This window comes from Streptomyces sp. Ru71, from assembly GCF_002920535.1.
Taxonomy (GTDB): Bacteria; Actinomycetota; Actinomycetes; order Streptomycetales; family Streptomycetaceae; genus Streptomyces.
On the sequence record NZ_PQSS01000004.1, the window covers coordinates 181,354 to 203,499 of the forward strand.

Consider the following 22,146-nt stretch of genomic DNA (forward strand, 5'->3'; position numbering starts at 1 on the left):
CTCAGAGGTGGTCGGGTGCGTCGATGCCGAGCAGGGACAGGCCGCCGGCCAGCACCGTCCCGGCGGCTTCGGCGAGCGCGAGCCGGGCACGGTGGGCGGCCGAGGGTTTCTCCTCACCGCGCGGCAGCACACCGGGCAGCGACGCGAGGGTGGCGTCGGCGACGGTGACGAGATGCCGGGCGAGCCGGTCGGGGCGGCGCTGGGTGACGGCGGCGCGCAGGATCCGGGGGTGATCGGCGAGGGCGGCGACGAGCTGGTTCTGCTGTTCGACGGCCCCCGGCTCGGGGGCGAAGCCGAGATCGGCGGCGTTGCGGTGCAGGGCCCGGGTGCGGGCGTGGGCGTACCGGACACGGAACAGCGGATTGGTCTCCCGCTGCACCAGGTGGTCGGCGGTGATGCGGGGCCGGTCGTGCGGGGCGGGGTACAGCAGCGCCCAGCGGGCGGCGTCGGCGCCCAGCGGGGTCGGGTCCTCGGGCGCGGGCACCGGCCGCAGATCGGCCCGCGGCCCGTGGGCGTGCTCGATCTCGACGCGGGCGCCCTGCGTGCCGGCGATCCGCGCGAGAACGTCGGCGACGACTTCGGCGCGGATCTCGTAAGGGACGCGCAGCGTGATGACCTGCCCAGCGAGGGCGTGATGGTGCCCGTACGCTCGCCCTTCGCGCAGAATCCGCCGAACAAGATCCTCTGTCTCCGCGCGTTCGAGACGGAAGTTGAGGAAGCCGGGCCCGGTGATCTCGACACCGCGGACGCCGGCGGCGCGGGTGAGGTGCCTCTGCAGGACCTCGGCGACGTACTGCGGCGACTGCCCGGCGGGCCGGGCGAGCTTCAGGGCGATGTTGGTCGCGTAGTCCCCGCACCCGCCGGGCCCCGGCACGGTGACCACGGCCCGCTCAGGAACGGCGACGGTCAGCTCCCCCTCGTCGACAGCACGACGCACCGCGCGCAGCACGGTACGGGAGAGCTCGACGGGGGTCACGGGACAAGCGTAGGGGAGGAGGGGGGTGGGTAGGCGAGCCGGTTTCGGCTGGTTCCGGGATGTGGACGGGGAGGTGGGCGGGAAGGTGATCAGCTCCCGGGGTTTCCGCCGCCCGCGCCCCTGTCGGGGTCCCCGCCGGCCGGGACGCCCCCACTCCCCCGAGCCACGACGGAACCGTCCGCCGGGGTCTCCTGCCCCTCCTGGATTGCCCCACCGCGCCCGCGCTCGATCAATTCCCTGACGACCCGGATGAGTTCCCCCGGCTCGAAGGGCTTGGCGAGGAAGGCGTCGACGCCGGCGTCGAGACCGGCGTCGACCTCGTGCGGCGTACAGCCGCTGACGATCGCGACGGGGAGGTCCCGGGTACGGGGATCGGCACGCAGCCGGGCGACGGTCCGCAGACCGTCCAAACGGGGCATGACGACGTCGAGGGTCACAAGATCGGGCTGCACCTCGTGCACCACATCAAGACACTCGGCACCATCGGCCGCGGTCACGACCTCGATACCCTCCAGTTCGAGGTTGACCCTGATCAGCTGCCGGATGACCTTGTTGTCGTCCACAACGAGGACCCGGCCCGACGCGCCTGACACAACTTGAGAGTAGGTCCAGACCGGCCACCGCGTCCGGCTTTTGGTGACTTCCACCCCGTGAGGGGGACGGGGCGCCGTGGGGCTGACGCGGGGGGATGGTGGGTGGGGGGGCTCTGCGGGCTGCTTCCGGAGAGGGGTGCCGGGATCTGCCCGGAGGGGTGCCGGGATCTCCTGGGGAGGGGTGCCGGAATCCGCCGGGAGCGGCGCCGGGATCGCCTGGGGGAGCCTGCCGGGATCTGCCCAGGACGGCGCCGGGATCTCCCCGAGAGGGTGACGCTCGGGCGTCCTGGGAGTGACGCCGGGATCTTCCGGGAAGATCGACACCGCCGCGGAAACCCGTTCATGACCACCCCGTCGGAGCTGGTAGTGTTCTACCCGTCACCGCGACCGAGCGGACGACACGCCCCCGTAGCTCAGGGGATAGAGCAACGGCCTCCGGAGCCGTGTGCGCAGGTTCGAATCCTGCCGGGGGCACCCTGTATGAGGTGCCCAAAGACCCCGTCACCAGCGGAAACGCTGAGGCCGGGGTCTTCGCGTTTGTGCAGGCGTATGCAGCCCTCAGCGACCCTAAGACGCGGTCTGTGGATATTCGTGGACCTAGACGGGGAAGTCCCTCAGCCGGCGACCTTGGCGATGATGCGGTCGATCTCCTCCCGGCCGAAGGCTCGCAGGGTCGTGCTACGGACGTTGCCCCACGCGCCGACCTGAAGGAGCACTGCGGTGGCAGTCTCGTCGTCGGGCGCCTCCACGACAGCCACGATGTCGTACTGGCCGACGGTCCAGAAGAGGTTCAGGACCTTCACCCCGAGCTTCTGAGCCGCTGCCGTGAAGGCTTCGGCACGTTGCGGGGTGTCCTTGTAGCTGCGGATTCCCTGGTCGGTCCAGTTCAGCAGCGCAATAAACGTCGGCATGATCTTTACCCCTGTAAGTAGACGCACCTAGTCGTGGTCAACTCTGGGCATCATCCGCGTAATGCGCATGAGAGGGGCCTCTGAACGAGTGATGGAAGCCGGCCTGACTTCATGGCCCGGCCCGATATACACCCGGAGCCACCGGTGCGAAATTCCTGAGGACAGGAACGCCCCTCTCGACCAAGGCAGGCCGATGCCTCCGGAACAAGTCCGGGGGCATCAGAGCTGCCGGCGTCTGCGATCACTCGTACTCGCGCAACAGCTCCTCGATCTTCCGGTTGGCGAGCGCCCGCATACGCCAAGGCTTTGAGGTCGGGCTCATCCCCGTCCAGGAACACGGCTACCTTGCATCGGGTAAATATGGCGTGCCCGTCAGCCGGCGTCCGGCCATTGCTCAGGGGGTGGTGACGGCTTCGGCTCGTTCCGTTGCGCCTCGCGGGCGTTCTCTCCTCGCAAGGCCGTCAGCCACGGCCATAGATCCGGCAGCGGTTGTGCCGGGCAGGCCAGACGGTGCTCGATGCGGCACCGCTGGAACTGATCCGGCGGGCACACCCCGTAGACGGTGACCCGTCCGTCCGACAGCTCGATCCACCGGTGCTCCGCCGGCACCATGTGCGCCAGCGGAGCCATGTCCGGTTCCAGCATCACCCAGTCATACTCAAGCGTCGCCACCCGATCTTGCGGTAGACCGCAGTACGGGCAGCGCGACTGTCCGCTGCCCAGTCGGCCCGGCGTCTTCTCCAAAGCCCCCATACGGCGAGGGTCGGCATCTCGGCGGCCTGCGCGTAGAGCGCGAACCGGACGGGACGCATGGGGCAGTCGTACGCTGAGGCGATGGAATGCGACGCATTAGGTGATACTGGCAACCACCGGACGACGACACACGGCCGAGAGTCAGCCGGCTGATGCCGGTGGGGCCATGACGGGGTGTCAGCCAGGAGCGCGTCTACGTCACGACAGCATTTCTCCTGACGCGACCTCCTCGACGACCGCTTCTGGCCCTTCTGTCGTCCATCGGCTGAGAAATTCGTCCAGCCGGCCACTTTGCAAGCACGCCGCGACCGAGTTCAAGTCCAGGGCTGCCTGCAGACTCGGATCGTTGAGGACGGGCCGATTGAACGCGAAGATCGCGTCGTAGAGGTACTTCAGTCTGTCCTTGTGGATCCTGTAGTAATCGCCATCCAGGATGAAGTCGGCACCTTGGCCCCAGCGAATGTCGACGAGACCGTCGATGTAGCCGGACCTCAGGAACACTGGATCCAGGTTGGCGACCAGGGCCCCGCGTACCTTCAGGGCGGAGGCATCGTCCCTGTAGTAAGAGCCGAACTTGACCAGCTGGTAGGTGCCCTTTTTTATGTCGTCAGTGCGTCCCAGGCCCGGCTTGGTCTTGTTCGAGTCGATCTCGTCGCCCCAGCCGTTGACGAGATAGGCCAATCGCGCGGTCCGTCCCTGCCGCTGGACCTTCGGCGTGCTGTACGCCTCGTACAGCTCGATCCAGGCAGCCAGGTAATCGCGGAAGTTCTCCGGTTCACGGAAGTACTCGATCATGGGCACGTACGGCCAGTCACCAGCGCTCCTCTCGCCGAGCGGGACCGACCAATCCCGGTGAGGAATCGACAGGTTGAGCGGTACGCCAGCCAAGTTCATGTCGACCAGTGCGTGTTGGCTGTACTCCCGAGGCTCGCCGGACGCGTCTGTGAACAGGGGCTCCGGCAGGTCGACGACGAGCGGGAACGTGACCATCGGCGAGGCCTTTATTTCGAACAACAGGAGAAGATCCTCGCGGTATCCGATGGCGTCGACATCATGCGACTGCTTTGTGATGGTCGCCACCGCGAAAGGTTCATCGTTCGCCGCCGCGATCATCTGCAGCAGCAGGACTGAGACCACCGTGGTGATCTCGCCTATGTGGTGACTTGTCGGCTTGTGCTGTGCGCCGTTGAGCCTGGGCCCCAGGCCTTCCTCAAGACAACAGTACGGACACTGCTTGAGGAAGGAGTAATAGGCTTTCGGGCTGCCGTGTCGACGGCTGCAGTAGATCCACTTCGAGTTGACCACTCGACCGTGGAGATACTCAGCGTTCGAAACGAGGTCGAAGGCAGCTGAGAGCGTCAGCTGAAAGAGTGCGCCCTTACTGAAGGCTCTCTCCAGAACCGGGTCGTCCAGATGCTGTTCCTCCTGGATCAGCTCCTTGTACGAGTTGATCAGAACGCCCAGCAGTTGGCTTGCGCGCCTGACGTCAACGAAGTCGTTGTTCAGAAGGTCCGGATCTGCCAGACGCAGCAGATCCGCGATCTTGTCCTTCTTGGAGGAGTCGGCGAAGTCCGGAAACTTTATCGTCACGCAATTGCCCCGAAGTCCAGCTCAGGCTGACCTTGTACCTTTTGGTGTCGCCGGGCCTCGTCCGAGCTTGTCAGCAAGGGTTTGGTGGCACAGTCGATCATGCATCGTCTCACACCAGGCCAGCCAGTATCACTGGATCCCGTAGGACTGAAGTGGGTTCTTTCCGGGGCCTCGTTCTCCAACCCGTTCGCTTCCCTCGGGTAACCGTGCGGCCGGGTCAGGGACTGGCGCGGGACGCGCCCGCTGAGGCGGCCACCACGCATATCACCGCCACCCACTGCGACCAGCGGAGCGACTCACCCAGTACGACGAGGCCTATCAGGGCCGCCATCGCTGGTTCCAGGCTCATCAGGATGCCGAAGACTCGTGGGGGGATCCTGCGCAGGGCTTCCAGGTCCAGGGAGTAGGGGATCACCGACGAGAGCAGGGCCACGCCCAGGCCTGCCAGCAGGATCCATGGGTGGAACAGGGCCGTTCCGCTGTCGGACAGTCCGACGGGGACGGTCATCAGGGCTGCCACGGCCATGCCCAGGGCCAGGCCGTTGCCTTCCGTGGTGTGGCGGCCCAGTGCCGCGCCGACCAGGATGTACAAGCCCCAGCAGGCACCTGCGGCCAGGGCGAACAGGAGGCCCGTGAGGTTGAGGTCGCCTCGGCCCTCCATCAGCAGGATCACGCCGCCTGCCGCCAGCAGGGCCCAGAACGCGTCCAGCCAGCGCCGCGACCCGAGCAGGGCCACGCCCAAGGGGCCGAGGAACTCCACGGTCACCGCGATTCCCAGGGGGATTCGGGACAGTGAGAGGTAGAAGCACAGGTTCATCAGGCCCAGCGTCACGCCGTAGGCGAGGATGACTGTCCAGGTGCGGCGGTTCATGCGCAGGGACGGGCGCCAGGTCAGGAGCAGTACCGCTGCCGCGAAGAACAGGCGTAACGCCACCGTTCCGAAACTGCCCACCTCGCTGAACAGGTGCTTGGCCAGTGCCGAGCCCAGCTGAACGCTCACGATGCCGAGCAGTACCAGTGCCGTCGGTGGGATCGCGCCGAAGGCCCTACCCGTCAATTCAGCGAGGGGAGTGCTGCGTTCGGGGCTTTTGGCATTCGTCGTGGCCACGCGTGGATTGTCGGAGAACGGGTGCTGTGCGTCACCTGGTTTTCCGTCACGGCCGTCGGGCCATCGGGGCCCGGCAGCGCCGCGCCCTGCTCGCCGGTCCAGTCCTGCTGCTGGAGCCGGACGTCGGCTGTTCGGCGCCTGCGCCGTGTCCCCGCATTCCCTGCTGCGCCGAGCCGCCGCCGACCCGCTGCTCGACCGGACCGGTCTGCCCCGCGCCGCGACCGCGTGACTTCGGCCACAGGTGTTGGTCGGTGGGATCGGCAACCCGCCTCGGGGGGAAGTTTCCTGACGGTTCGTCGGGCTTGTGCAGTGGCGTACGTCACGTGACGCAGTTCTCAGGTTCGGCTTTCAACTGTGGTTTTTTCGCCTTTCGGACGCTTCACTCATTCCCGTCCGCTTTACGCCACTTCGGGCACAGGAAGTGTGTTGCGTCATGTCCCATTCGCACGATTCGTTCGATACGTCCATGAGCCGACTCCCCCTCAATCCCCACTCCGTCAGCGCCGCCGAGGTCATACCGGGGGATCTCATCGACCTTGCCCCCGCGGGTGCCGAGCGGGGGTGGTGGTACGTCGTCCTGCACACCCTGCCGGAGGCTCCCGAGTGGATTCGGCTCACCGTGCGGCCCGCGCTCGGGGGTGGGGAGCGGGAGGAAGTCGTCGCGCGGGAGGCCCGGGTCACCGTCGGCGGGCGGCGGGTGGATCCCGCGAGCGTGCCGCTGATGGAGTCGGCGGACCTGGAGGGTGTTCCGTTCCGGGACGGGGACCGGGTCGGTGTCCTTCGGGTCGTCGATCCCGACGCCGTCGAGGTGACCTACGTACGGCGGTGGGGGGTGTGGCATGAGGATCTCGATGCCGGGAGTGGTGTCGCTCACTCCGACGAGGACGTGCGGGAGTGGGCGGCCGTCGCCCGGTCGGGTGGCGAGGTCGTCGTGCGGTACCGGGCGCGGGCCGTCGCCGAGGCCGCCGCTGCGCGGCCCCGCCGGGTCGTCGTCACCGGGCTGGGTGCCGTCACACCGTTCGGTCTCGGTGTCGGGGAACTGTGGCGGGGGCTGCTCGACGGGCGGCACGGGATCCGGGAGGTCGATGATCCCGAGTTCGCCGAGTTGCCGGTGCGGGTCGCCGGGGTCGTGCCCGTCGATCCGGCCGAGGTGCTGCCGCGTGCGGCCGCGCGGCGGATGAACCGGGCCGCGCAGTTCGCCGTGCTGGCGGGTCGGGAGGCGTGGGCGGACGCCGGGTTCCAGGACGGGGGGACCGAGGCCAGCGGCGTCGATCCGGCGCGGGTCGGGGTCAGTCTCGGGGCCATCCTCGGGGACGCGTCCGTGCTCGTCGGCGGCGACCGCAAGCTGCGCGAGCGCGGGCCCCGGGGCGTGTCGCCGCTCACCACGCCGATGACCGTGCCCTCGCAGGCCGCCTCGCAGGTCTCCCTCGACCTGCACATCACCGGGGAGGCCCGGACCGTGACCAGTGCCTGCGCGTCGGGGACCGAGGCCATCGGGGAGGCCATCGACCGCATACGGTACGGCCGCGTCGACGTCGCCCTCGCCGGGGGTGCCGAAGCGGTGATCACGCCGGCGATCATGGCCTCGTTCGCCGCCATGCGGGCGCTGTCCCAGCACGGCGTCGACAGCGAGGTCTCGCCCTCGCGGCCCTTCGCCAAGGACCGGGACGGGTTCGTCAACGGAGAGGGCGCCGGGGTGCTCGTCCTGGAGGCCGAGGAGCACGCCCGGGCCCGCGGTGCGCGGATCTACTGCGAGGCCGCCGGCTGGGGGCTGTCCGCCGACGCCCACCACATGGCCGCGCCCGATCCCAGCGGCAGCGGCGTCGCGCTCGCGCTGCGGCGGGCCCTGCGGGACGCCGGGGGGCATGTCGTGGACGTCGTACACGTCAACGCGCACGCCACGGCGACCGTGGAGGGGGATCTCGCGGAGGCCGCGGCGCTGCGGGACGTACTGGGCGAGCGGGCCGTGCCGGTCACCGCGCTCAAGGGGCACCTCGGGCATCTGCAGGGGGCCGCGGGCGGTGTCGAGGCCGTCGCCGCCGTGCTCACGCTGCGGGACGGGGTCGTACCGCCGACCGTGGGGTGCGCGGAGGTGGACGACGGGATCGGGCTGGACGTCGTGACCGGCGCGGCGCGCGAGCTGCCGCGGGACGGGGACCTGGTGCTCAGCAACTCGTTCGGCTTCGGCGGCCACAACGCCGTGCTGGCGCTGCGGCGGGTGGCGTAGGGCCGGGGCTGGAGCGCCGGTGGTGGGGGGTGGCGCGCGCCGTGTAGGGCCTGCCGGGGCACGCCCCGGGCCGGGGCACTGGTGGCGGGGGGACAGCGGGCGCGGCGCCACTCCTGCGGCAGGTGGCGTGGGCCTGGGGCCGGCGTACCGGGCCGCCGGAAGACGGCGGGCGCACCTCGCTGGGTCTGCGGCGGGTCGCGTCGGCCCGGGGCGGAAGACCGGATGGTGGCGCTGAGACGACGACCACCACCCGCCGCGCCGGGCCAGCGGCAGCGGCGCACGCCCCGGGACCAGAACACCGGGGGCGGGAAGCCGGCCCGCCCGCCGCAGGCCCCGGGCGACATATGATCGGGGCCAGCACTCCGATGGATGGCAACCCCTCACACCGCGCCAGCCCAGCGGCTTCCCTCAGGACCACAACACCAGGTGGCGCGAAGACGGCCAGCCTCCTTACGTCCTGCCGCGCGTGCCGTACGACCCGAGCCAGAACAAGCCAGAACACCGGATCTTCCTGAGCAGGCTCCCCCTCACGCCGTCCGCTTGCGCGTCGCCGTCTTCTTCGCCGGGGTCTTCTTCGTCGTGCTCTTGGTCGACGCCGTCTTCTTCGTGGTGCTCTGCGCCGACTTCGTCGTCGTCTTCTTCGCCGTCGTCTTCTTCGACGCGGCCGTCTTCTTCGACGCGGCCGCCGGTGCCTTCTTCGCGGCGGGTGCCTTCTTCGCCGTCGGCTTGCGCTGCTGCAGTGGCCTGACCTCGGCCTCCTCCGCCGCCGGGGTCTCGCCCCGCGACTCGCGGGCCGCGCGCACGCTGTTCTCCAGGGCCGCCATCAGGTCCAGCACCTTGCCGCCGGCCGCCGGCTCGGGGGCCTGTGGCAGGGCCTCGCCGGCCACCTTCGCGGCGATGACCTCCTCGACGGCCTCCCGGTACTCGTCGTGCAGGTCCTCCAGGTCCACCTCGCCGAGGGTGTCCATCAGGGCGTCCGCCAGGTCCAGCTCCTTGTCGCGGACGGTGACGTTGGCGTCCGGGGCGACGCCCTCGGGGGCGCGGACCTCGTCGGGCCACAGCAGGCCGTGCATGGCGATGGCCTCGCCGACGACGCGCAGCATGCCCAGCCGCTCGCGGCCGCGCAGCGCGTACTTGGCGATGGCGACCTTGTTGCTGCGCTTGAGCGCCTCCCGCAGCAGGGTGTACGGCTTGGCGGCGGGGGCGCCGCTCGCGGCGAGGTAGTACGCGGCGTCCATCTGGAGCGGGTCGATCCGGTCGGCCGGGACGAAGGCCACGATCTCGATGGTCTTGGCCGTCGGGATGGGCAGGCTGGCCAGGTCCTCGTCGGTGATCGGGATGATCGTGCCGTCCGCGTCCTCGTAGCCCTTGCCGATCTCCGACTGCGTGACCTCGCGCTCCTCCAGCTCGCAGAACTTGCGGTACCGGATGCGGCCGCCGTCCTCGGTGTGGATCTGGCGGAACGAGATGGAGTGGCTCTCGGTCGCGTTGACCAGCTTGATCGGGATGCTGACCAGGCCGAACGAGATGGCGCCGTTCCATATGGATCTCACGTGCACACCCTTTCGGTCGGGTTCGTCCGCATGCGTACGGATATCTCCCATTCGCGTGGGATTCTCATCGTATGACGCCGATCACAGAGGTGGAGGGGCGGCGGATCGCGCTCAGCAACCTGGAGAAGGTGCTCTATCCGGCGACCGGGTTCACCAAGGCCGAGGTGCTGCACTACTACGCGACCACGGCCGAGGTGCTGCTGCCCCATCTGCGCGACCGTGCGGTGTCCTTCCTGCGCTATCCGGACGGGCCGGACGGGCAGGTCTTCTTCACCAAGAACGTGCCCCCCGGTACGCCCGACTGGGTCACGACCTCCCCCGTGCCCCGCTCGGAGGGGCCGGCGCGGATGGTGGTGGTGCAGGATCTGGCGAGCCTGATGTGGGCGGCGAACCTGGTCGCCGAGTTCCACACGCACCAGTGGCGGGTGCAGACGCCGGACGAGGCCGACCGGATCGTCTTCGACCTCGACCCCGGCGCCCCCGCGACGATCGTCGAGTGCTGCGAGGTCGCGCTGTGGCTGCGGGAGCGGCTGGCGGCGGACGGGATCGAGGCGTACGCGAAGACCTCGGGGTCCAAGGGGCTGCATCTGCTGGCCGCCGTACGGACCACGTCGTCCGAACGCACCTCCGAGTACGCCAAGCGGCTCGCCGTCGAGGCGGAGAAGGCCATGCCGCGCCTGGCGCTGCACCGGATGACGCGGAGCCTGCGGCCCGGGAAGGTGTTCGTCGACTGGAGCCAGAACGCCGCCCGCAAGACGACCGCCTCGCCCTACACCCTGCGGGCCCGCTCCCGGCCCTGGGTGTCCACTCCCGTGACCTGGGAGGAGGTCGAGCAGTGCGGGTCCCCCGAGCAGCTGGCCTTCGGCGCCGGGGACCTCGCCCCGCGGGTGCAGGACTACGGCGACCTGCTGGCCCCGCTGCTCGATCCGGACCGGGCCGGGACGGTCCCCTGACCGCTCAGCCCCGAGCCCGACCGGTTCCCTGACCGCTCAGCCCCGAGCCCGACCGGTTCCCTGACCGCTCGCCCCCGGGCCGGCCGGTCCCCTCACCGCGCAGCCCCTGCTCAGACCGCGCTCAGACCCTGGCCCACGTGTTCCGGTCGCGGGCCATCGCATGCAGTGCCTCCACGTCCGCCGGCTTCAGTACGCCGCCCTGTCGGGCCAGCTCGGGCAGGTCCGCGTCCGTCACGACCCGCACCCCGCGCGGCGGAGCGGTGACGTTGACGGCGGCCGGTGCGAGCAGGCACAGCACCGGGCGGACCTCGGCGGTCAGCGCGTAGGAGGCGCGGGCGGCGCTCGCGCGCACGGCGCGCAGCAGCGGCACGGGGTCGCGGCGGCCCAGGGTGAGCATCGGGTCGGCGACCGTGGCCTTCTGCTTGCGGGCGTGCACGGCGTGCAGCGCGTACAGCCCGCCCGGCCCGATCAGCAGGTGGTGGACGCGGTCGCCGCCCGGCAGCGGGATCGAGTGCAGCGCGTGCCAGCCGGCCCCGTCCAGCCGGTCCAGCGCCTCCCCGACCGTCTGCTCGGCCTCCAGCGCCCGGCGGCGCGGGTCCGGGCGCAGCCGGTGGGCCGGGCCGGGGTCGCGCTCCAGGGCGACCAGGAGGGCCTCGCCGGGGCGGTTGGGGGCGAGGTCGTCGTCCGGGTGGAGGCTGAGGCGTGCCAGTTCGGCGGGTGTGGGCACCGGTGGCGGGCCCACCGCGACCTGGCCGGTGAGGAACGGGCCGAGGGCGTCCAGGACGGCCTCCCGGTGGTCTTCGCTGAGCAGGTTCACCCGGGCGGCCTCACGGTCGTACCAGGCGACGTGCCGGCCGTCCGTGAGGCAGACGTACAGCCGTTCGTGGCCGTGCCGATAGGTCGGTATGACGCGCAGTCGGCTCATGCACCATCACCCCAACGACCATGGGAACAGGCGGGGTGCTCCCGGGGCAAGAAGGCGGTTACCTTGGGAGGGAGTTGCGCGGGCGGGACAGTGGTGAGCGCGGTTGGGGAGGCGCCGTTGCGTACGCGTGGGAAGCAGCCCGACGTACCCGCTCCGGACAGCCCGTGGAGCGAGATCGTGCCTGGTCTGTGGATGGGTGGACACGAGTTCCGGGGGACGTCCGGACGGCTGGAGTTCGCCGTCGTGCGGGACGAGTTCGACCTGGTGCAGACGCTGCTGCGGCTGCCGGGGCACGGCCCCGATCCCGGGATCGAGCACCATGTGTGGGACATCCCGGACGGGCCGCTGGACGGCACGCAGCTCGCGGGTGTGCTGCGGCTGGCCCGGGCGGTGGGCGAGGCGCTGGACGACGGCCGGCGCGTCCTGGTGCGCTGCTACCACGGCTACAACCGCTCGGGGCTGGTGGTGGCGCAGGCGCTGATCCACCGGGGGCACTCGGCGGAGGAGGCCATCCGGCTGATACGGTCCCGTCGCTCGCCGTGGGCCCTGCACAACGAGCTGTTCGTGGCGTACCTGCGGGCCGGGCTGCCGACGGTGCGGTTGCTGGAGGAGCTGGCCGAGTAGCCTCCTGCGTCGGCGGGCCCGAACACACCTTCTGTGAGGGCAAGCCCGAGCGGCCCGCTCGGTCAGCAAAAAGGACTTACCTACGAATAAGGTGTACGGGGCCCTCGCACATCCCTACCCACAGGAGTCCCGTGCCCCGCCGCCGATCGCGTGCCGTCCTCGCCGTCCTCGCCGTCGCGCTGGGGGCGGTTTCCGCGGGCTGCGGCGACAGCGGGGCGCTGCAGGGCGCGGGGCCCACGCCGACCGCGGTCAGCCCGGCCCGGCTGTGGCCGTCGCTGACGCCGGCGTCGTCCCCGGCGTACGACATCGACGAGGTGGAGCGCGAGGTCGTCAAGGGCGTGAGGGTGCCCGGTGACGACATCCGCAAGGTCGATCCGGCGGCGATCGTGCGCGCCGAGATCGCGGCGCATCCGGCCACGTACAAGACGGGCGGGAAGGCCGGGGAGACGTTCCCGGAGACGGCCCGCCTCCTGGACGACTGCGATCAGGGGCCCGAACGGGGCAAGTGCCCGGTGCTCAAGCCGTACTACCGGGACCTGACCGGGGACGGGCACGACGACCTGGCGCTGGGCTTCCGGCTGCTGCCCGGGCCGATGACGGCCGTACGCGTGTACACCGTGGACCGGCACCGGCTGGTGCAGGTGATGAAGTGGGAGGACGCCGTGAGCGCCGTCGAGGTGGCCGGGCGTTCGCTGGTCATCAGCTCGCCGTCCGACCTGGCGCGCTACGAGTACCGGCTGGAGTGGACCTGGGACCCCGACCAGAAGGCGATGCTGCTCACGCACGACGAGATGGTGCGCACGGCGGGTGACGGGCACGGGCGTCATCCGTCGCGCAAGCCGGCCTCCCCCTCGCCGTCCGGTTCGTCCTCGCGCTCGCCGTCCGGTTCGCCGTCGGCCTCCGGGTCGGCAGGTGCGCGGTGAGACGACCGGCGCTGATGAGACGACCGGTGCTGCCCCAGTGGTCCGGGGCACTTGCGGTGAAGGCGGCGGTCTTCATCACCGTGATGTGCTGCGCGCTGGCCGCGCTGCTCGGGGTGCTGGTGCATGTGCAGGTCACGAACCAGACCGTGGGCCAGGCCCGCGACCTGGCGCTGGCCCGGCTGGCGGACGCCACGCAGGCCTTCGAGGCCGGGGACACGCTGCTGCCGGAGGCCGCGGTGGACCCCGTGGACCTGCCCCGTCCGCTGCGCGGGCTCGCTGCTGCCGGGCGGCGCGGCACGATGGTCGGTGAGCACCGCGGGCAGCCCGCGATGTGGGCGGCGGGGCCGGTGGAGGGCGGCCACGCGCTCGCCGTACGCGTGGACTACGCCCAGCAGGCCCGCACCATCCAGGGCCTGGACTCGGCGATCCTGTGGTCCTCGGCGCTCGCCATCGGGGCGACGGTGCTGGTGGGGGCGTTCGCGGTGACCCGGGTGACACGGCGGATGCACGCCACGGCACGGGTGGCGCGGCGGATCAGCGCCGGGGACCTGGACGCGCGGGTGAACGATCCGCGGGCCGGGGACCCGTCCCGGCCCCAGGACGAGGTCGCCGCGGTCGCGGCCGCGCTGGACTCCATGGCCGCGTCGCTGCAGGGCAAGCTGCTGGCGGAGCAGCGGTTCACGGCGGACGTGGCGCACGAGCTGCGCACGCCGCTGACCGGGCTGCACGCGGCGGCGGAACTGCTGCCGCCGGGGCGGCCGACGGAACTGGTGCGGGACCGGGTGGCCGCGCTGCGCACCCTCACCGAGGACCTGCTGGAGATCTCCCGGCTGGACACCGGCCGGGAGCGGCTGGAGGTGGACAGCGAGGAACTGGGGGCGCTGGCCGAGCGGGTGGTGCGGGCGTCGGGGACGCCGACGCGGGTGCGGGTCGTGCGGGACGCCCGGGTGGAGACGGACCGGCGGCGGCTGGAGCGGGTGCTGGGCAACCTCGTGTCCAACGCGCACGCGCACGGGCGGGCGCCGGTGGTGGTGACGGTGGACGGGCCGGTGGTGACCGTACGCGACCACGGGGACGGCTATCCGGACTACCTCGTGGCCCACGGCCCGCAGCGGTTCCGCACCGAGGGCGGCGCGAAGGGCCACGGCCTGGGCCTGACGATCGCCCTGGGCCAGTCGGAGGTACTGGGCGCCCACCTCACGTTCACGAACGCACCGGACGGCGGAGCCCTGGCCACCCTCACCCTGCCGCCGGCTCCACCAGGAGTACGGGACTCGTCCGACTGACTCTTCGCGGGCGCCACGCGGTCGGGCCGGGTCTCCCCGATGGACCAGCGTGGCGCGCGGCCGGGCGTGGGCGCTCCTAACGTGGCGATTGGTCAGCTTTCGCCCCTCATGGAGGTACCCCCATGTCCCAGCGCCGTCGCCGGCTCGCCCGGTTCGCCATAGCCGCCGCCAGTGCCGTGCTCGTCACATCCGTCGTGGCCACGCCCGCCCTCGCCGACGACGACTGGGGCGACGACCCGTCAGCCTCCGGGCAGCAGACCGGGCAAGGGTGGGGAAGCGACGACGACCCCTCCGCGTCCGGCCAGGAGGACGCCGGCCGGGGCGACGAGGGCGCCTCCGACGAGGGCGGCTCCGGCACGAACTGGCAGCAGCAGGGCGGCGGACAGGGGCAGGGGGAGGGACAGAGCCAAGGTCAGGGCCAAGGTCAGGGCCAAGGGCAGGGGCAGGGGCAGGGCCAAGGGCAGGGGCAGGGGCAGGGCCAAGGGCAGGGGCAGGGAGGACGCGACGAGGACAGCGGCCAGGGCCAGGGTGGACGCGACGAGGAGAGCGGCCAGGGCCAGGGAGGGCGCGACGAGGAGGGGGGATGGCAGGAGCAGGGGGGTGAGCACGACGGGCGGCTGGGCCAGGGGACGGGTCACCGTGGGGACGCTGCTGTTGCGCAGCGCGCCCACCCGCGGCAGCCAGGTCATCCGTGCCGTCCACCGCGGTGACGTCGTCAGCATCTTCTGCAAGACCCGCGGCCAGGGCGGCGACGGCCTGTGGTACCTGCTGACGGACGGCACCTGGGCGTGGGGCCCGGCCCGCTCCATCCAGGTCTTCGGGTCCTCCCCGCGCTGGTGCTGACACACCCTCAGCCCAGGACGCAGCACAAGCCGCCCTATTTGGGTAAGTTCCGGACATGATGAAGGCCGGAACCGGAATCACCGTGGCAGCGGCGGACGCCCCCGCTCCCCCGGTCCCCCTCCCCCGGCGCCGCGGGGTCGAGCTCACCCTCATCGTCGTCGCCGTCCTGCTGTCGGTGTACGGCTACTGCGCGGTGGGACTGGCCCGCACCGGCGCAGTGCCGCCCGGCGCCGCCGGCTACGGCGCCGGGCTCGGCGTCCTCGCGCTGCTGGCGCATGTGATGGTCCGGCTGCGCGCCCGGCACGCCGATCCGCTGCTGCTGCCGATCGGCGTCCTGCTCAACGGGCTCGGGCTCGTGCTCATCTACCGGCTCGACCTGGAGACGCCCGCCGACCGGGCCGCCCCCACCCAGCTGGTGTGGTCGACGCTCGGCGTGGGGCTGTTCATCATCGTCGTCGCGATGCTGCGCGACCACCGCGTACTGCAGCGCTACGCCTACGTGTGCGTGGCCGCCGCGCTCGCGCTGCTCACGCTGCCGATCCTCTTCCCGGCCGTGAACGGCGCCCGGATCTGGATCCGGATCGCCGGGTTCTCCATTCAGCCCGGCGAGTTCGCCAAGGTGCTGCTGGCCGTCTTCTTCGCCGCCTACCTCGCCGCCAACCGCACCGCGCTGACGTACGCCGGACGCCGGGTGTGGCGGCTGCAGGTGCCCACCGGACGGGTGCTCGGGCCGATCGTCGCCGTGTGGCTGGTGAGCGTGGGCGTGCTGGTGCTGGAGCGGGACCTGGGGACCTCGCTCCTCTTCTTCGGACTCTTCGTGGTGCTTCTCTACGTCGCCACGGGGCGCTCGGGGTGGATCGCCGTCGGCCTGCTGCTCGCCGCGCTGGGCGCCGTCGCCGTGGGGCGGCTGGAGCCGCATGTGCACGCCCGCATCGAGGACTGGCTGCATCCGTTCGCCACGATCGAGGCCGGGCAGGGCCCCAACCAGCTCTCCCAGTCGCTGTTCGCCTTCGCGGCGGGCGGGCTGCTCGGCACCGGGCTGGGCCTCGGGCACTCCGTCCTCATCGGCTTCGCCGCCAAGTCCGACTTCATCCTGGCCACCGCCGGGGAGGAGCTGGGCCTGGTGGGTCTGTCCGCGGTCTTCCTCCTCTACGGGCTGCTCGTGGAGCGCGGGTACCGGGCCGGGCTGGCGCTGCGCGACCCCTTCGGGCGGCTGCTCGCCGTGGGGCTCGCCTCGATCGTCGCGCTGCAGGTGTTCGTCATCGCGGGCGGGGTGACCGGGCTGATCCCGCTGACCGGGATGGCGATGCCGTTCCTGGCGCAGGGCGGGTCCTCCGTCGTCACCAACTGGGCGATCCTGGCGCTGCTCATCCGCCTCAGCGACTCGGCCCGCCGGCCCGGCGCGACCCCGGAGGCGCCATGACCCGCTACATCCGCCACGCCGCGTTCTTCTGCGCCCTGCTGCTGACCGCGCTGCTGGTCAACGCGGCCCGGGTGCAGCTCGTGGTCGCGCACGGCTACGACGGCAACCCGGCCAACCGGCGTCCGACCATCGCCCGCTACGCCCAGCCGCGCGGCGACATCCTGGTCGGCGGCCGGCCGGTCACCGCCTCCCGGGACACCGGCGAGCAGCTGCGCTTCGAACGCGCCTACACCGACGGCCCGTTGTACGCGCCCGTCACCGGGTTCGCCTCGCAGGTGTACGGCACGACCCTGCTGGAGCACACCGAGGACGCCGTGCTGTCCGGCACCGACCCGATGCTGTCGTCGCTGCCGCTGCTGGGCGAGCTGACCCGGGCCCGTGACCCGGGCGGCGACGTGGTGACCACCCTCGACCCCGAGGCGCAGCGGGCGGCGTACCGGGGGCTGGCCGGGCGCAAGGGCGCGGTGGCCGCGATCGAACCGTCGACGGGACGCATCCTGGCGCTGGTGTCCGCCCCGTCGTACGACCCCGGGGTGCTGTCGGGCAACGGGCCGGAGGCGGCCCGCGCCTGGGCGCAGCTGAACGACAACCCCGACAAGCCGATGCTGAACCGGGCCGTGCGCCAGACGTATCCGCCGGGCTCCACCTTCAAGGTGGTCACCGCGGCGGCGGCGCTGGACGCACGCCTGATCCGGAACCTGGACGAGCCGACCGACTCGCCGGACCCCTACCGGCTGCCGGGGACGACGACGCGGCTGACGAACGAGGGCGACGGCTGCCAGGACGCCTCGTTGCGGGACGCGTTCGAGTGGTCCTGCAACACGGTGTTCGCCAAGCTCGGGGTGGACGTGGGGGCGGAGCGGATGGTGCGCACGGCCGAGAGGTTCGGCTTCAACGACCCCCGCCTGCGGATTCCCTTCTCGGTGGCGCGGAGCACCTTCGACACCACCGTGGACCGGGCGCAGCTGGCGCTGTCGTCGATCGGCCAGTACAACACGCGGGCCACGCCGCTGCAGATGGCGATGGTCGCGGCGGCGGTGGCCGACGGGGGCCAGCTGCGGCCGCCGTATCTGGTGGAGCGCACCGCCCGGCGCGGCGGCGCGACGGTCCGCACGGCCGGGCCGCGTCCGGCGCGGCAGGTGATGCTCCCGTCGACGGCGGCGAAGCTGCGGGAGCTGATGGAGGGCGTGGTGCGCGAGGGCACCGGCACCAACGCGGCGATCCCCGGCGCGCTGGTGGGCGGCAAGACCGGCACCGCGCAGCACGGCCTGGGCAACTCCGGTACGCCGTACGCCTGGTTCGTGTCGTGGGCGCAGGACGAGCGGGACATGGAGGCGCGGGTCGCGGTGGCGGTGGTGGTGGAGGACGCCTCGGCGAACCGCGGGGAGATCAGCGGCGGGGGAACGGCGGCGCCGATCGCGCGGGCGGTGATGCAGGCGGTGCTCACTTCCTGAGACGGGCACTACCGCGGAACGGATACACCGACCTACCGTGCGGCCATGACCGACACCGCGTACGAACTCGCCCAGGTGAACATCGCACGTCTCAGATTCCCCCTCGACTCACCGGAGTTGAAGGACTTCGTGGACAGCCTCGACCCGGTCAACGCCGACGCCGACGCGGCGGACGGCTTCGTGTGGCGGCTGCAGAGCGAGGGCGGCGACGCCACCGACATCGCGGTCTTCGGCGACGAGTGGCTGATCATCAACATGTCGGTGTGGCGGGACACCAACGCGCTGACGGCGTTCATGTACCAGGGCCGGCACCGGGAGATGCTGGCCCGCCGCCGGGAGTGGTTCGAGCGGGTGTCGGAGGCGATGGCGACCCTGTGGTGGGTGCCGGCCGGCCACCGCCCGACGGTCGCCGAGGCCGAGGCCCGGCTGCTGCACCTGCGGGCCAACGGCCCCACGCCGTACGCCTTCACGCTGCGTACGACGTTCCCGGCGCAGCACGCGGACCCGGTCCTCGGCGCCTCCCCGGCCCGGGGCGCCGCCGAGGACCTGGAGTGCCCCGTGTAGCCGGGCCTAGACCGGCTTGATCAGCTCGGCGCGGACCTGGAGGGCCGTCTTGGCGGCGGCCTCCAGGTCGACCTTCTGCGGGTCCTGGGTCATGGTCTCGGCGGTGATCTCGGCGATCGAGGCACCGGTGTTGTCGTCGACCCAGCCGCAGATCGGCACCGTCAGGGTGGTGCCCATCTGCTCCTGGGTGAGCACCTCGCAGGTGACGGTGATGCCGGAGCTGTCGGGATGGAAGTCCTTCGGCGGTACGACGACCTTGGCGCCGTCCCCCTCCTGGGCCCCCTTCATCATGCTGTTCCGGGCCTGGTCGGTGCGCTTGAACCGCCCGTACATGCCGGAGACCACCAGGGTGCCCTTGGTCTGGTCGCCGCCCAGGGCGTACTGGCCGACGACGGCGTGGGTGTCCTTGGCGTCCCAGGACCCGTCGGCCTCGTCCTCGATCTTCTGCCCCTCGGAGCCGGACAGGTCCTGGCTGAGCGTGTAGCGGCCGGCGAGCAGCGTCTTGGACAGCACCAGCTTGTTCTTGGCCTCGGGGAAGCCGCCGCCCTTGGATCCGGCGAGCGCCAGGGCCGCCACGACCACCACGATCAGGGCGACGACCCCGCCGACTATGCCGAGCACCAGCCCGCGCCGCTTCCTGGGCGGCGGGGCCATCGGCGGGGCGCCCCACCCCCCTGGCTGCGCGGGGTAGGGAGCAGGCGGCTGCTGCCCGTACGGACCGGGCGGCTGCTGCCCGTACGGCGGATGACCCTGGGCGGGAGGCTGACCGTAGGGACCCGGCTGCTGCCCGTACGGGCCGGGCTGCTGCCCGTACGGATTCTGCTGAGGGTAAGGATTCTGAGGAGGCGTGGACACGCCAGAACCGTACTCCAGGGGCGTCAGGCGCCGCCCGCCCCCTCCTCGATGGCCTCGGCGACCTCCGCGACCCGCTCCCTCTCCTCCGCCGCGAAGCGCTCGGCGTCGAGCCGTTCGGCGATCTCCTCGTCCTGGTTCATCAGCAGGTCCAGGTCGGAGTCGCCCAACTCCAGCACGCCCAGGTCGACATACGCCTCCTGCAGGCGCTTGCCCCACAGCCCGATGTCCTTCACGCACGGCACGATCCGGCTGAACAGCAGCTTGCGGAACAGCCGCAGGAACTCGGACTTCTCACTGAGCTGCTCGGCCTCGGCCTTGGGGATCCCGAAGTTCTCCAGGACCTCGGTCCCCCGCAGCCGGTCGCGCATCAGATAGCAGCCCTCGATGACGAACTCCTCGCGCTCGCGCAACTCGGCATCGGTGAGCTGCCGGTAGTAGTCCCGCAGCGCCATCCGCCCGAAAGCGACGTGCCGGGCCTCGTCCTGCATCACATAGGCGAGTATCTGCTTGGGCAGCGGCTTGTTCGTCGTGTCCCGAATCATCCCGAAGGCGGCCAGCGCCAGCCCCTCGATGAGCACCTGCATCCCCAGGTAGGGCATGTCCCACCGGCTGTCCCGCAGCGTGTCGCCCAGCAGGGCCTGCAGATTGTCGTTGATCGGATAGACCAGCCCGATCTTCTCGTGCAGGAAACGGCCGTAGATCTCGGCGTGCCGGGCCTCGTCCATGGTCTGGGTGGCGGAGTAGAACTTGGCGTCCATGTCCGGCGCCGACTCCACGATCCGCGCCGCGCAGATCATGGCGCCCTGCTCACCGTGCAGAAACTGGCTGAACTGCCAGGAGGCGTAGTGCCGGCGCAGCTCGGCCCGGTCGCGGTCGGACATCTTCGCCCAGTACCGGCTGCCGTACACGGACATGGCCTCGTCCGGCGTGCCGAGGGGGTCGTAGGGGTCGACCTCCAGATCCCAGTCGATGCGCTTGGCCCCGTCCCACTGCTTGTCCTTGCCCTTCTGGTACAGGGCGAGCAGGCGGTCGCGGCCGTCGTCGTACTCCCAGCTGAACCGGGCCGCGCCGGATGCGGGCACCTCCCAGTGCGAGGCGCCCGGGTCGTCGGCGTAGAGATCGAAGGTCGGCATGCCTGGCAGGCTCACACGGGCCGGACACGGGGTCAACGAGTTCCTGCGCACACAGGTCGCGCGAGTTGCTGCACGGGGGATTGACGAGCTTGCTGACAAGCAGTCTCATAAGAGAACGTGACCGGCGGGTAACTCCGCCCTGCCCCCCCCGCACGACGAGGTGGATGAGCCATGACGACGACCCTGACGGAAGCCGATGCGCTGGACGGCCTGCGCGACGCGCTCGGCCTGCTCAAGGACCGCGAACAGGTGGCCGAACGCCTCCTCGCCTCCTCCGCGAAGCACTCCTTCGACCCGGACAAGGAGCTGGACTGGGACGCGCCCTTCGAGGAGGGCAAGTGGTTCTGGCCGCCAGAGCTGGTGTCGCTGTACGACACACCGCTGTGGAAGCGGATGAGCGAGGAGCAGCGGATCGCGCTCTCCCAGCACGAGGCCGCGGCGCTCGCCTCACTCGGCATCTGGTTCGAGCTGATCCTCATGCAGCTCCTGGTCCGCCACATCTACGACAAGGCGGCGACGAGCGCGCACGTCCGCTACGCCCTCACCGAGATCGAGGACGAGTGCCGGCACTCCAAGATGTTCGCGCGGGTGATCTCCCGGGGCGGGACGCCCTGGTACCCGGTGAGCCGGGTGCACCAGAACCTGGGCCGCCTGTTCAAGACGATCTCCACCACGCCGGGGTCCTTCACGGCCACGCTGCTCGGCGAGGAGGTGCTGGACTGGATGCAGCGGCTGACGTTCCCGGACGAGCGGGTGCAGCCCCTCATCCGTGGCGTGACGCGCATCCACGTCGTGGAGGAGGCCCGTCACGTCCGCTACGCCCGTGAGGAGCTGCGGCGCCAGATGCTGACGGCGCCGAAGTGGTCGCAGGAGTTCACCCGGGTCACGTCCGGGGAGTTCGCCCGGGTCTTCTCGGTGGCCTTCATCAACCCCGAGGTCTACACCAACGTGGGCCTGGACAAGCGGGAGGCCATGGCGCAGGTCAAGGCCAGCGGCCACCGCCGAGAGGTCATGCAGACCGGCGCGAAGCGCTTGACGGACTTCCTGGACGACATCGGAGTCCTCCGAGGAGTGGGCCGCCGCCTGTGGAAGTCGTCCGGCCTGCTGGCGTAACCCTGCGGGGGCCGCGTTCACTGGCACCGGCACTGCAGCGGGCCGGGGGTGGGTATGCAGCCCGGCGTCGCTTCGGCACCCGCGCCACGGCGGGCCGGGGGTGGGTTTCGCTCACCGGCGCTGGCGGGGTGCCTCCCCCAAGCTCTTCGAGCAGGGGGGACCCCCAGCGCCCACCCGTGCCGCCCCAGCGGCACGACTGCCCGCAGCTACGGAGCGGGAGAGCCGCCCACGGCGAGAAGGGGACGGGTGGGGGTGTCCGCCCGCAGCGGCCGGCACCGCCGACCCTCACCGCGTCGGGGACAGTGGCCGGACCGAGGACGGACACCCCCGACCCGGCCC

Annotated in this window: 21 protein-coding genes and 1 tRNA gene; 11 read left to right on the forward strand and 11 right to left on the reverse strand. The window is 71.2% G+C overall.

What is annotated here, in order from left to right:
* Position 1: 1 nt before the first annotated feature.
* A complete protein-coding gene (gene nrtL, locus C3489_RS04495) occupies positions 2-976 on the reverse strand; it encodes an ArgS-related anticodon-binding protein NrtL (RefSeq protein ID WP_103780146.1) in 975 nt (324 codons plus the stop codon).
* Positions 977-1,065: 89 nt separating this feature from the next.
* The gene (locus C3489_RS04500) at positions 1,066-1,623 is read right to left on the reverse strand and encodes a response regulator (RefSeq protein ID WP_181139480.1); all 558 of its coding nucleotides are present in this window, start codon (positions 1,621-1,623) and stop codon (positions 1,066-1,068) included.
* A 348-nt stretch (positions 1,624-1,971) separates the two neighbouring features.
* On the opposite strand from C3489_RS04500, the gene C3489_RS04505 reads away from it, so the two are divergent.
* Positions 1,972-2,043, forward strand: a tRNA-Arg gene (locus C3489_RS04505).
* Positions 2,044-2,183: 140 nt separating this feature from the next.
* Here the strand turns inward: C3489_RS04505 and C3489_RS04510 are convergent.
* The 4 genes from C3489_RS04510 to C3489_RS04525 form a co-directional block, all read right to left on the reverse strand.
* A complete protein-coding gene (locus C3489_RS04510; protein WP_103780096.1) occupies positions 2,184-2,480 on the reverse strand; it encodes a GYD domain-containing protein in 297 nt (98 codons plus the stop codon).
* Positions 2,481-2,852: 372 nt separating this feature from the next.
* Positions 2,853-3,233, reverse strand: coding sequence for a DUF6083 domain-containing protein (locus C3489_RS04515; protein ID WP_103780098.1), 381 nt, complete (start codon positions 3,231-3,233; stop codon positions 2,853-2,855).
* Positions 3,234-3,431: 198 nt separating this feature from the next.
* Positions 3,432-4,823, reverse strand: a complete 1,392-nt coding sequence (locus C3489_RS04520; RefSeq protein ID WP_103780100.1) for a hypothetical protein — start codon at positions 4,821-4,823, stop codon at positions 3,432-3,434.
* Positions 4,824-5,040: 217 nt separating this feature from the next.
* Positions 5,041-5,823 (reverse strand): DMT family transporter, encoded by a 783-nt coding sequence (locus C3489_RS04525; RefSeq protein ID WP_258054551.1) that lies wholly within the window; start codon positions 5,821-5,823, stop codon positions 5,041-5,043.
* A gap of 574 nt (positions 5,824-6,397) precedes the next feature.
* On the opposite strand from C3489_RS04525, the gene C3489_RS04530 reads away from it, so the two are divergent.
* On the forward strand, positions 6,398-8,158 hold the full coding sequence (locus C3489_RS04530; protein WP_258054553.1) for a beta-ketoacyl synthase: 1,761 nt from the start codon (positions 6,398-6,400) through the stop codon (positions 8,156-8,158).
* A 527-nt stretch (positions 8,159-8,685) separates the two neighbouring features.
* On the opposite strand, the gene C3489_RS04535 is transcribed toward C3489_RS04530, so the two are convergent.
* Positions 8,686-9,711 (reverse strand): Ku protein, encoded by a 1,026-nt coding sequence (locus tag C3489_RS04535; protein WP_103780148.1) that lies wholly within the window; start codon positions 9,709-9,711, stop codon positions 8,686-8,688.
* Between the two features lie 71 nt (positions 9,712-9,782).
* Here C3489_RS04535 and ligD point away from each other — a divergent pair, with 71 nt between their 5' ends.
* Positions 9,783-10,664, forward strand: coding sequence for a non-homologous end-joining DNA ligase (gene ligD, locus C3489_RS04540; protein ID WP_103780106.1), 882 nt, complete (start codon positions 9,783-9,785; stop codon positions 10,662-10,664).
* Positions 10,665-10,785: 121 nt separating this feature from the next.
* On the opposite strand, the gene C3489_RS04545 is transcribed toward ligD, so the two are convergent.
* Entirely contained in the window at positions 10,786-11,589 is an 804-nt protein-coding gene (locus C3489_RS04545; RefSeq protein WP_103780108.1) for a nuclease-related domain-containing protein, read from the reverse strand.
* Positions 11,590-11,706: 117 nt separating this feature from the next.
* On the opposite strand from C3489_RS04545, the gene C3489_RS04550 reads away from it, so the two are divergent.
* From C3489_RS04550 to C3489_RS04560, 3 genes are all read left to right on the forward strand, one after another.
* Positions 11,707-12,213: a dual specificity protein phosphatase family protein gene (locus C3489_RS04550; RefSeq protein ID WP_181139482.1), complete on the forward strand. Its 507-nt coding sequence runs from the start codon at positions 11,707-11,709 to the stop codon at positions 12,211-12,213.
* 131 nt (positions 12,214-12,344) lie between these two features.
* Positions 12,345-13,136: a hypothetical protein gene (locus tag C3489_RS04555; RefSeq protein ID WP_258054554.1), complete on the forward strand. Its 792-nt coding sequence runs from the start codon at positions 12,345-12,347 to the stop codon at positions 13,134-13,136.
* Between the two features lie 14 nt (positions 13,137-13,150).
* Positions 13,151-14,422 carry a HAMP domain-containing sensor histidine kinase gene (locus tag C3489_RS04560; protein WP_103780112.1) on the forward strand — a complete coding sequence of 424 codons (1,272 nt, stop codon included), beginning with the start codon at positions 13,151-13,153 and terminating at the stop codon, positions 14,420-14,422.
* Positions 14,423-14,661: 239 nt separating this feature from the next.
* On the opposite strand, the gene C3489_RS38535 is transcribed toward C3489_RS04560, so the two are convergent.
* A complete protein-coding gene (locus C3489_RS38535; RefSeq protein ID WP_181139488.1) occupies positions 14,662-15,060 on the reverse strand; it encodes a hypothetical protein in 399 nt (132 codons plus the stop codon).
* A 1-nt stretch (position 15,061) separates the two neighbouring features.
* Between C3489_RS38535 and C3489_RS38990 the strand changes: the two genes are divergently transcribed.
* Genes C3489_RS38990 through C3489_RS04580 form a run of 4 tightly spaced genes read left to right on the forward strand, consistent with a single transcriptional unit; the run spans position 15,062 to position 18,706 of the window.
* A complete protein-coding gene (locus C3489_RS38990; RefSeq protein WP_219821923.1) occupies positions 15,062-15,265 on the forward strand; it encodes an SH3 domain-containing protein in 204 nt (67 codons plus the stop codon).
* Between the two features lie 55 nt (positions 15,266-15,320).
* Positions 15,321-16,688: an FtsW/RodA/SpoVE family cell cycle protein gene (locus C3489_RS04570; protein WP_103780114.1), complete on the forward strand. Its 1,368-nt coding sequence runs from the start codon at positions 15,321-15,323 to the stop codon at positions 16,686-16,688.
* Positions 16,685-18,142, forward strand: coding sequence for a penicillin-binding transpeptidase domain-containing protein (locus C3489_RS04575; RefSeq protein ID WP_103780116.1), 1,458 nt, complete (start codon positions 16,685-16,687; stop codon positions 18,140-18,142). Before C3489_RS04570 ends, C3489_RS04575 begins: the two co-directional genes overlap by 4 nt.
* A 45-nt stretch (positions 18,143-18,187) precedes the next feature.
* The gene (locus C3489_RS04580) at positions 18,188-18,706 is read left to right on the forward strand and encodes a DUF3291 domain-containing protein (protein ID WP_103780118.1); all 519 of its coding nucleotides are present in this window, start codon (positions 18,188-18,190) and stop codon (positions 18,704-18,706) included.
* 6 nt (positions 18,707-18,712) lie between these two features.
* Here the strand turns inward: C3489_RS04580 and C3489_RS04585 are convergent, their stop codons facing one another.
* Together C3489_RS04585 and C3489_RS04590 are read right to left on the reverse strand one after the other, a co-directional pair.
* Positions 18,713-19,360: a hypothetical protein gene (locus tag C3489_RS04585; RefSeq protein ID WP_308460800.1), complete on the reverse strand. Its 648-nt coding sequence runs from the start codon at positions 19,358-19,360 to the stop codon at positions 18,713-18,715.
* Between the two features lie 224 nt (positions 19,361-19,584).
* Entirely contained in the window at positions 19,585-20,694 is a 1,110-nt protein-coding gene (locus C3489_RS04590) for a ferritin-like domain-containing protein (protein ID WP_103780122.1), read from the reverse strand.
* A 171-nt stretch (positions 20,695-20,865) separates the two neighbouring features.
* On the opposite strand from C3489_RS04590, the gene C3489_RS04595 reads away from it, so the two are divergent.
* On the forward strand, positions 20,866-21,807 hold the full coding sequence (locus C3489_RS04595) for a diiron oxygenase (protein WP_103780124.1): 942 nt from the start codon (positions 20,866-20,868) through the stop codon (positions 21,805-21,807).
* Positions 21,808-22,146: the final 339 nt, after the last annotated feature.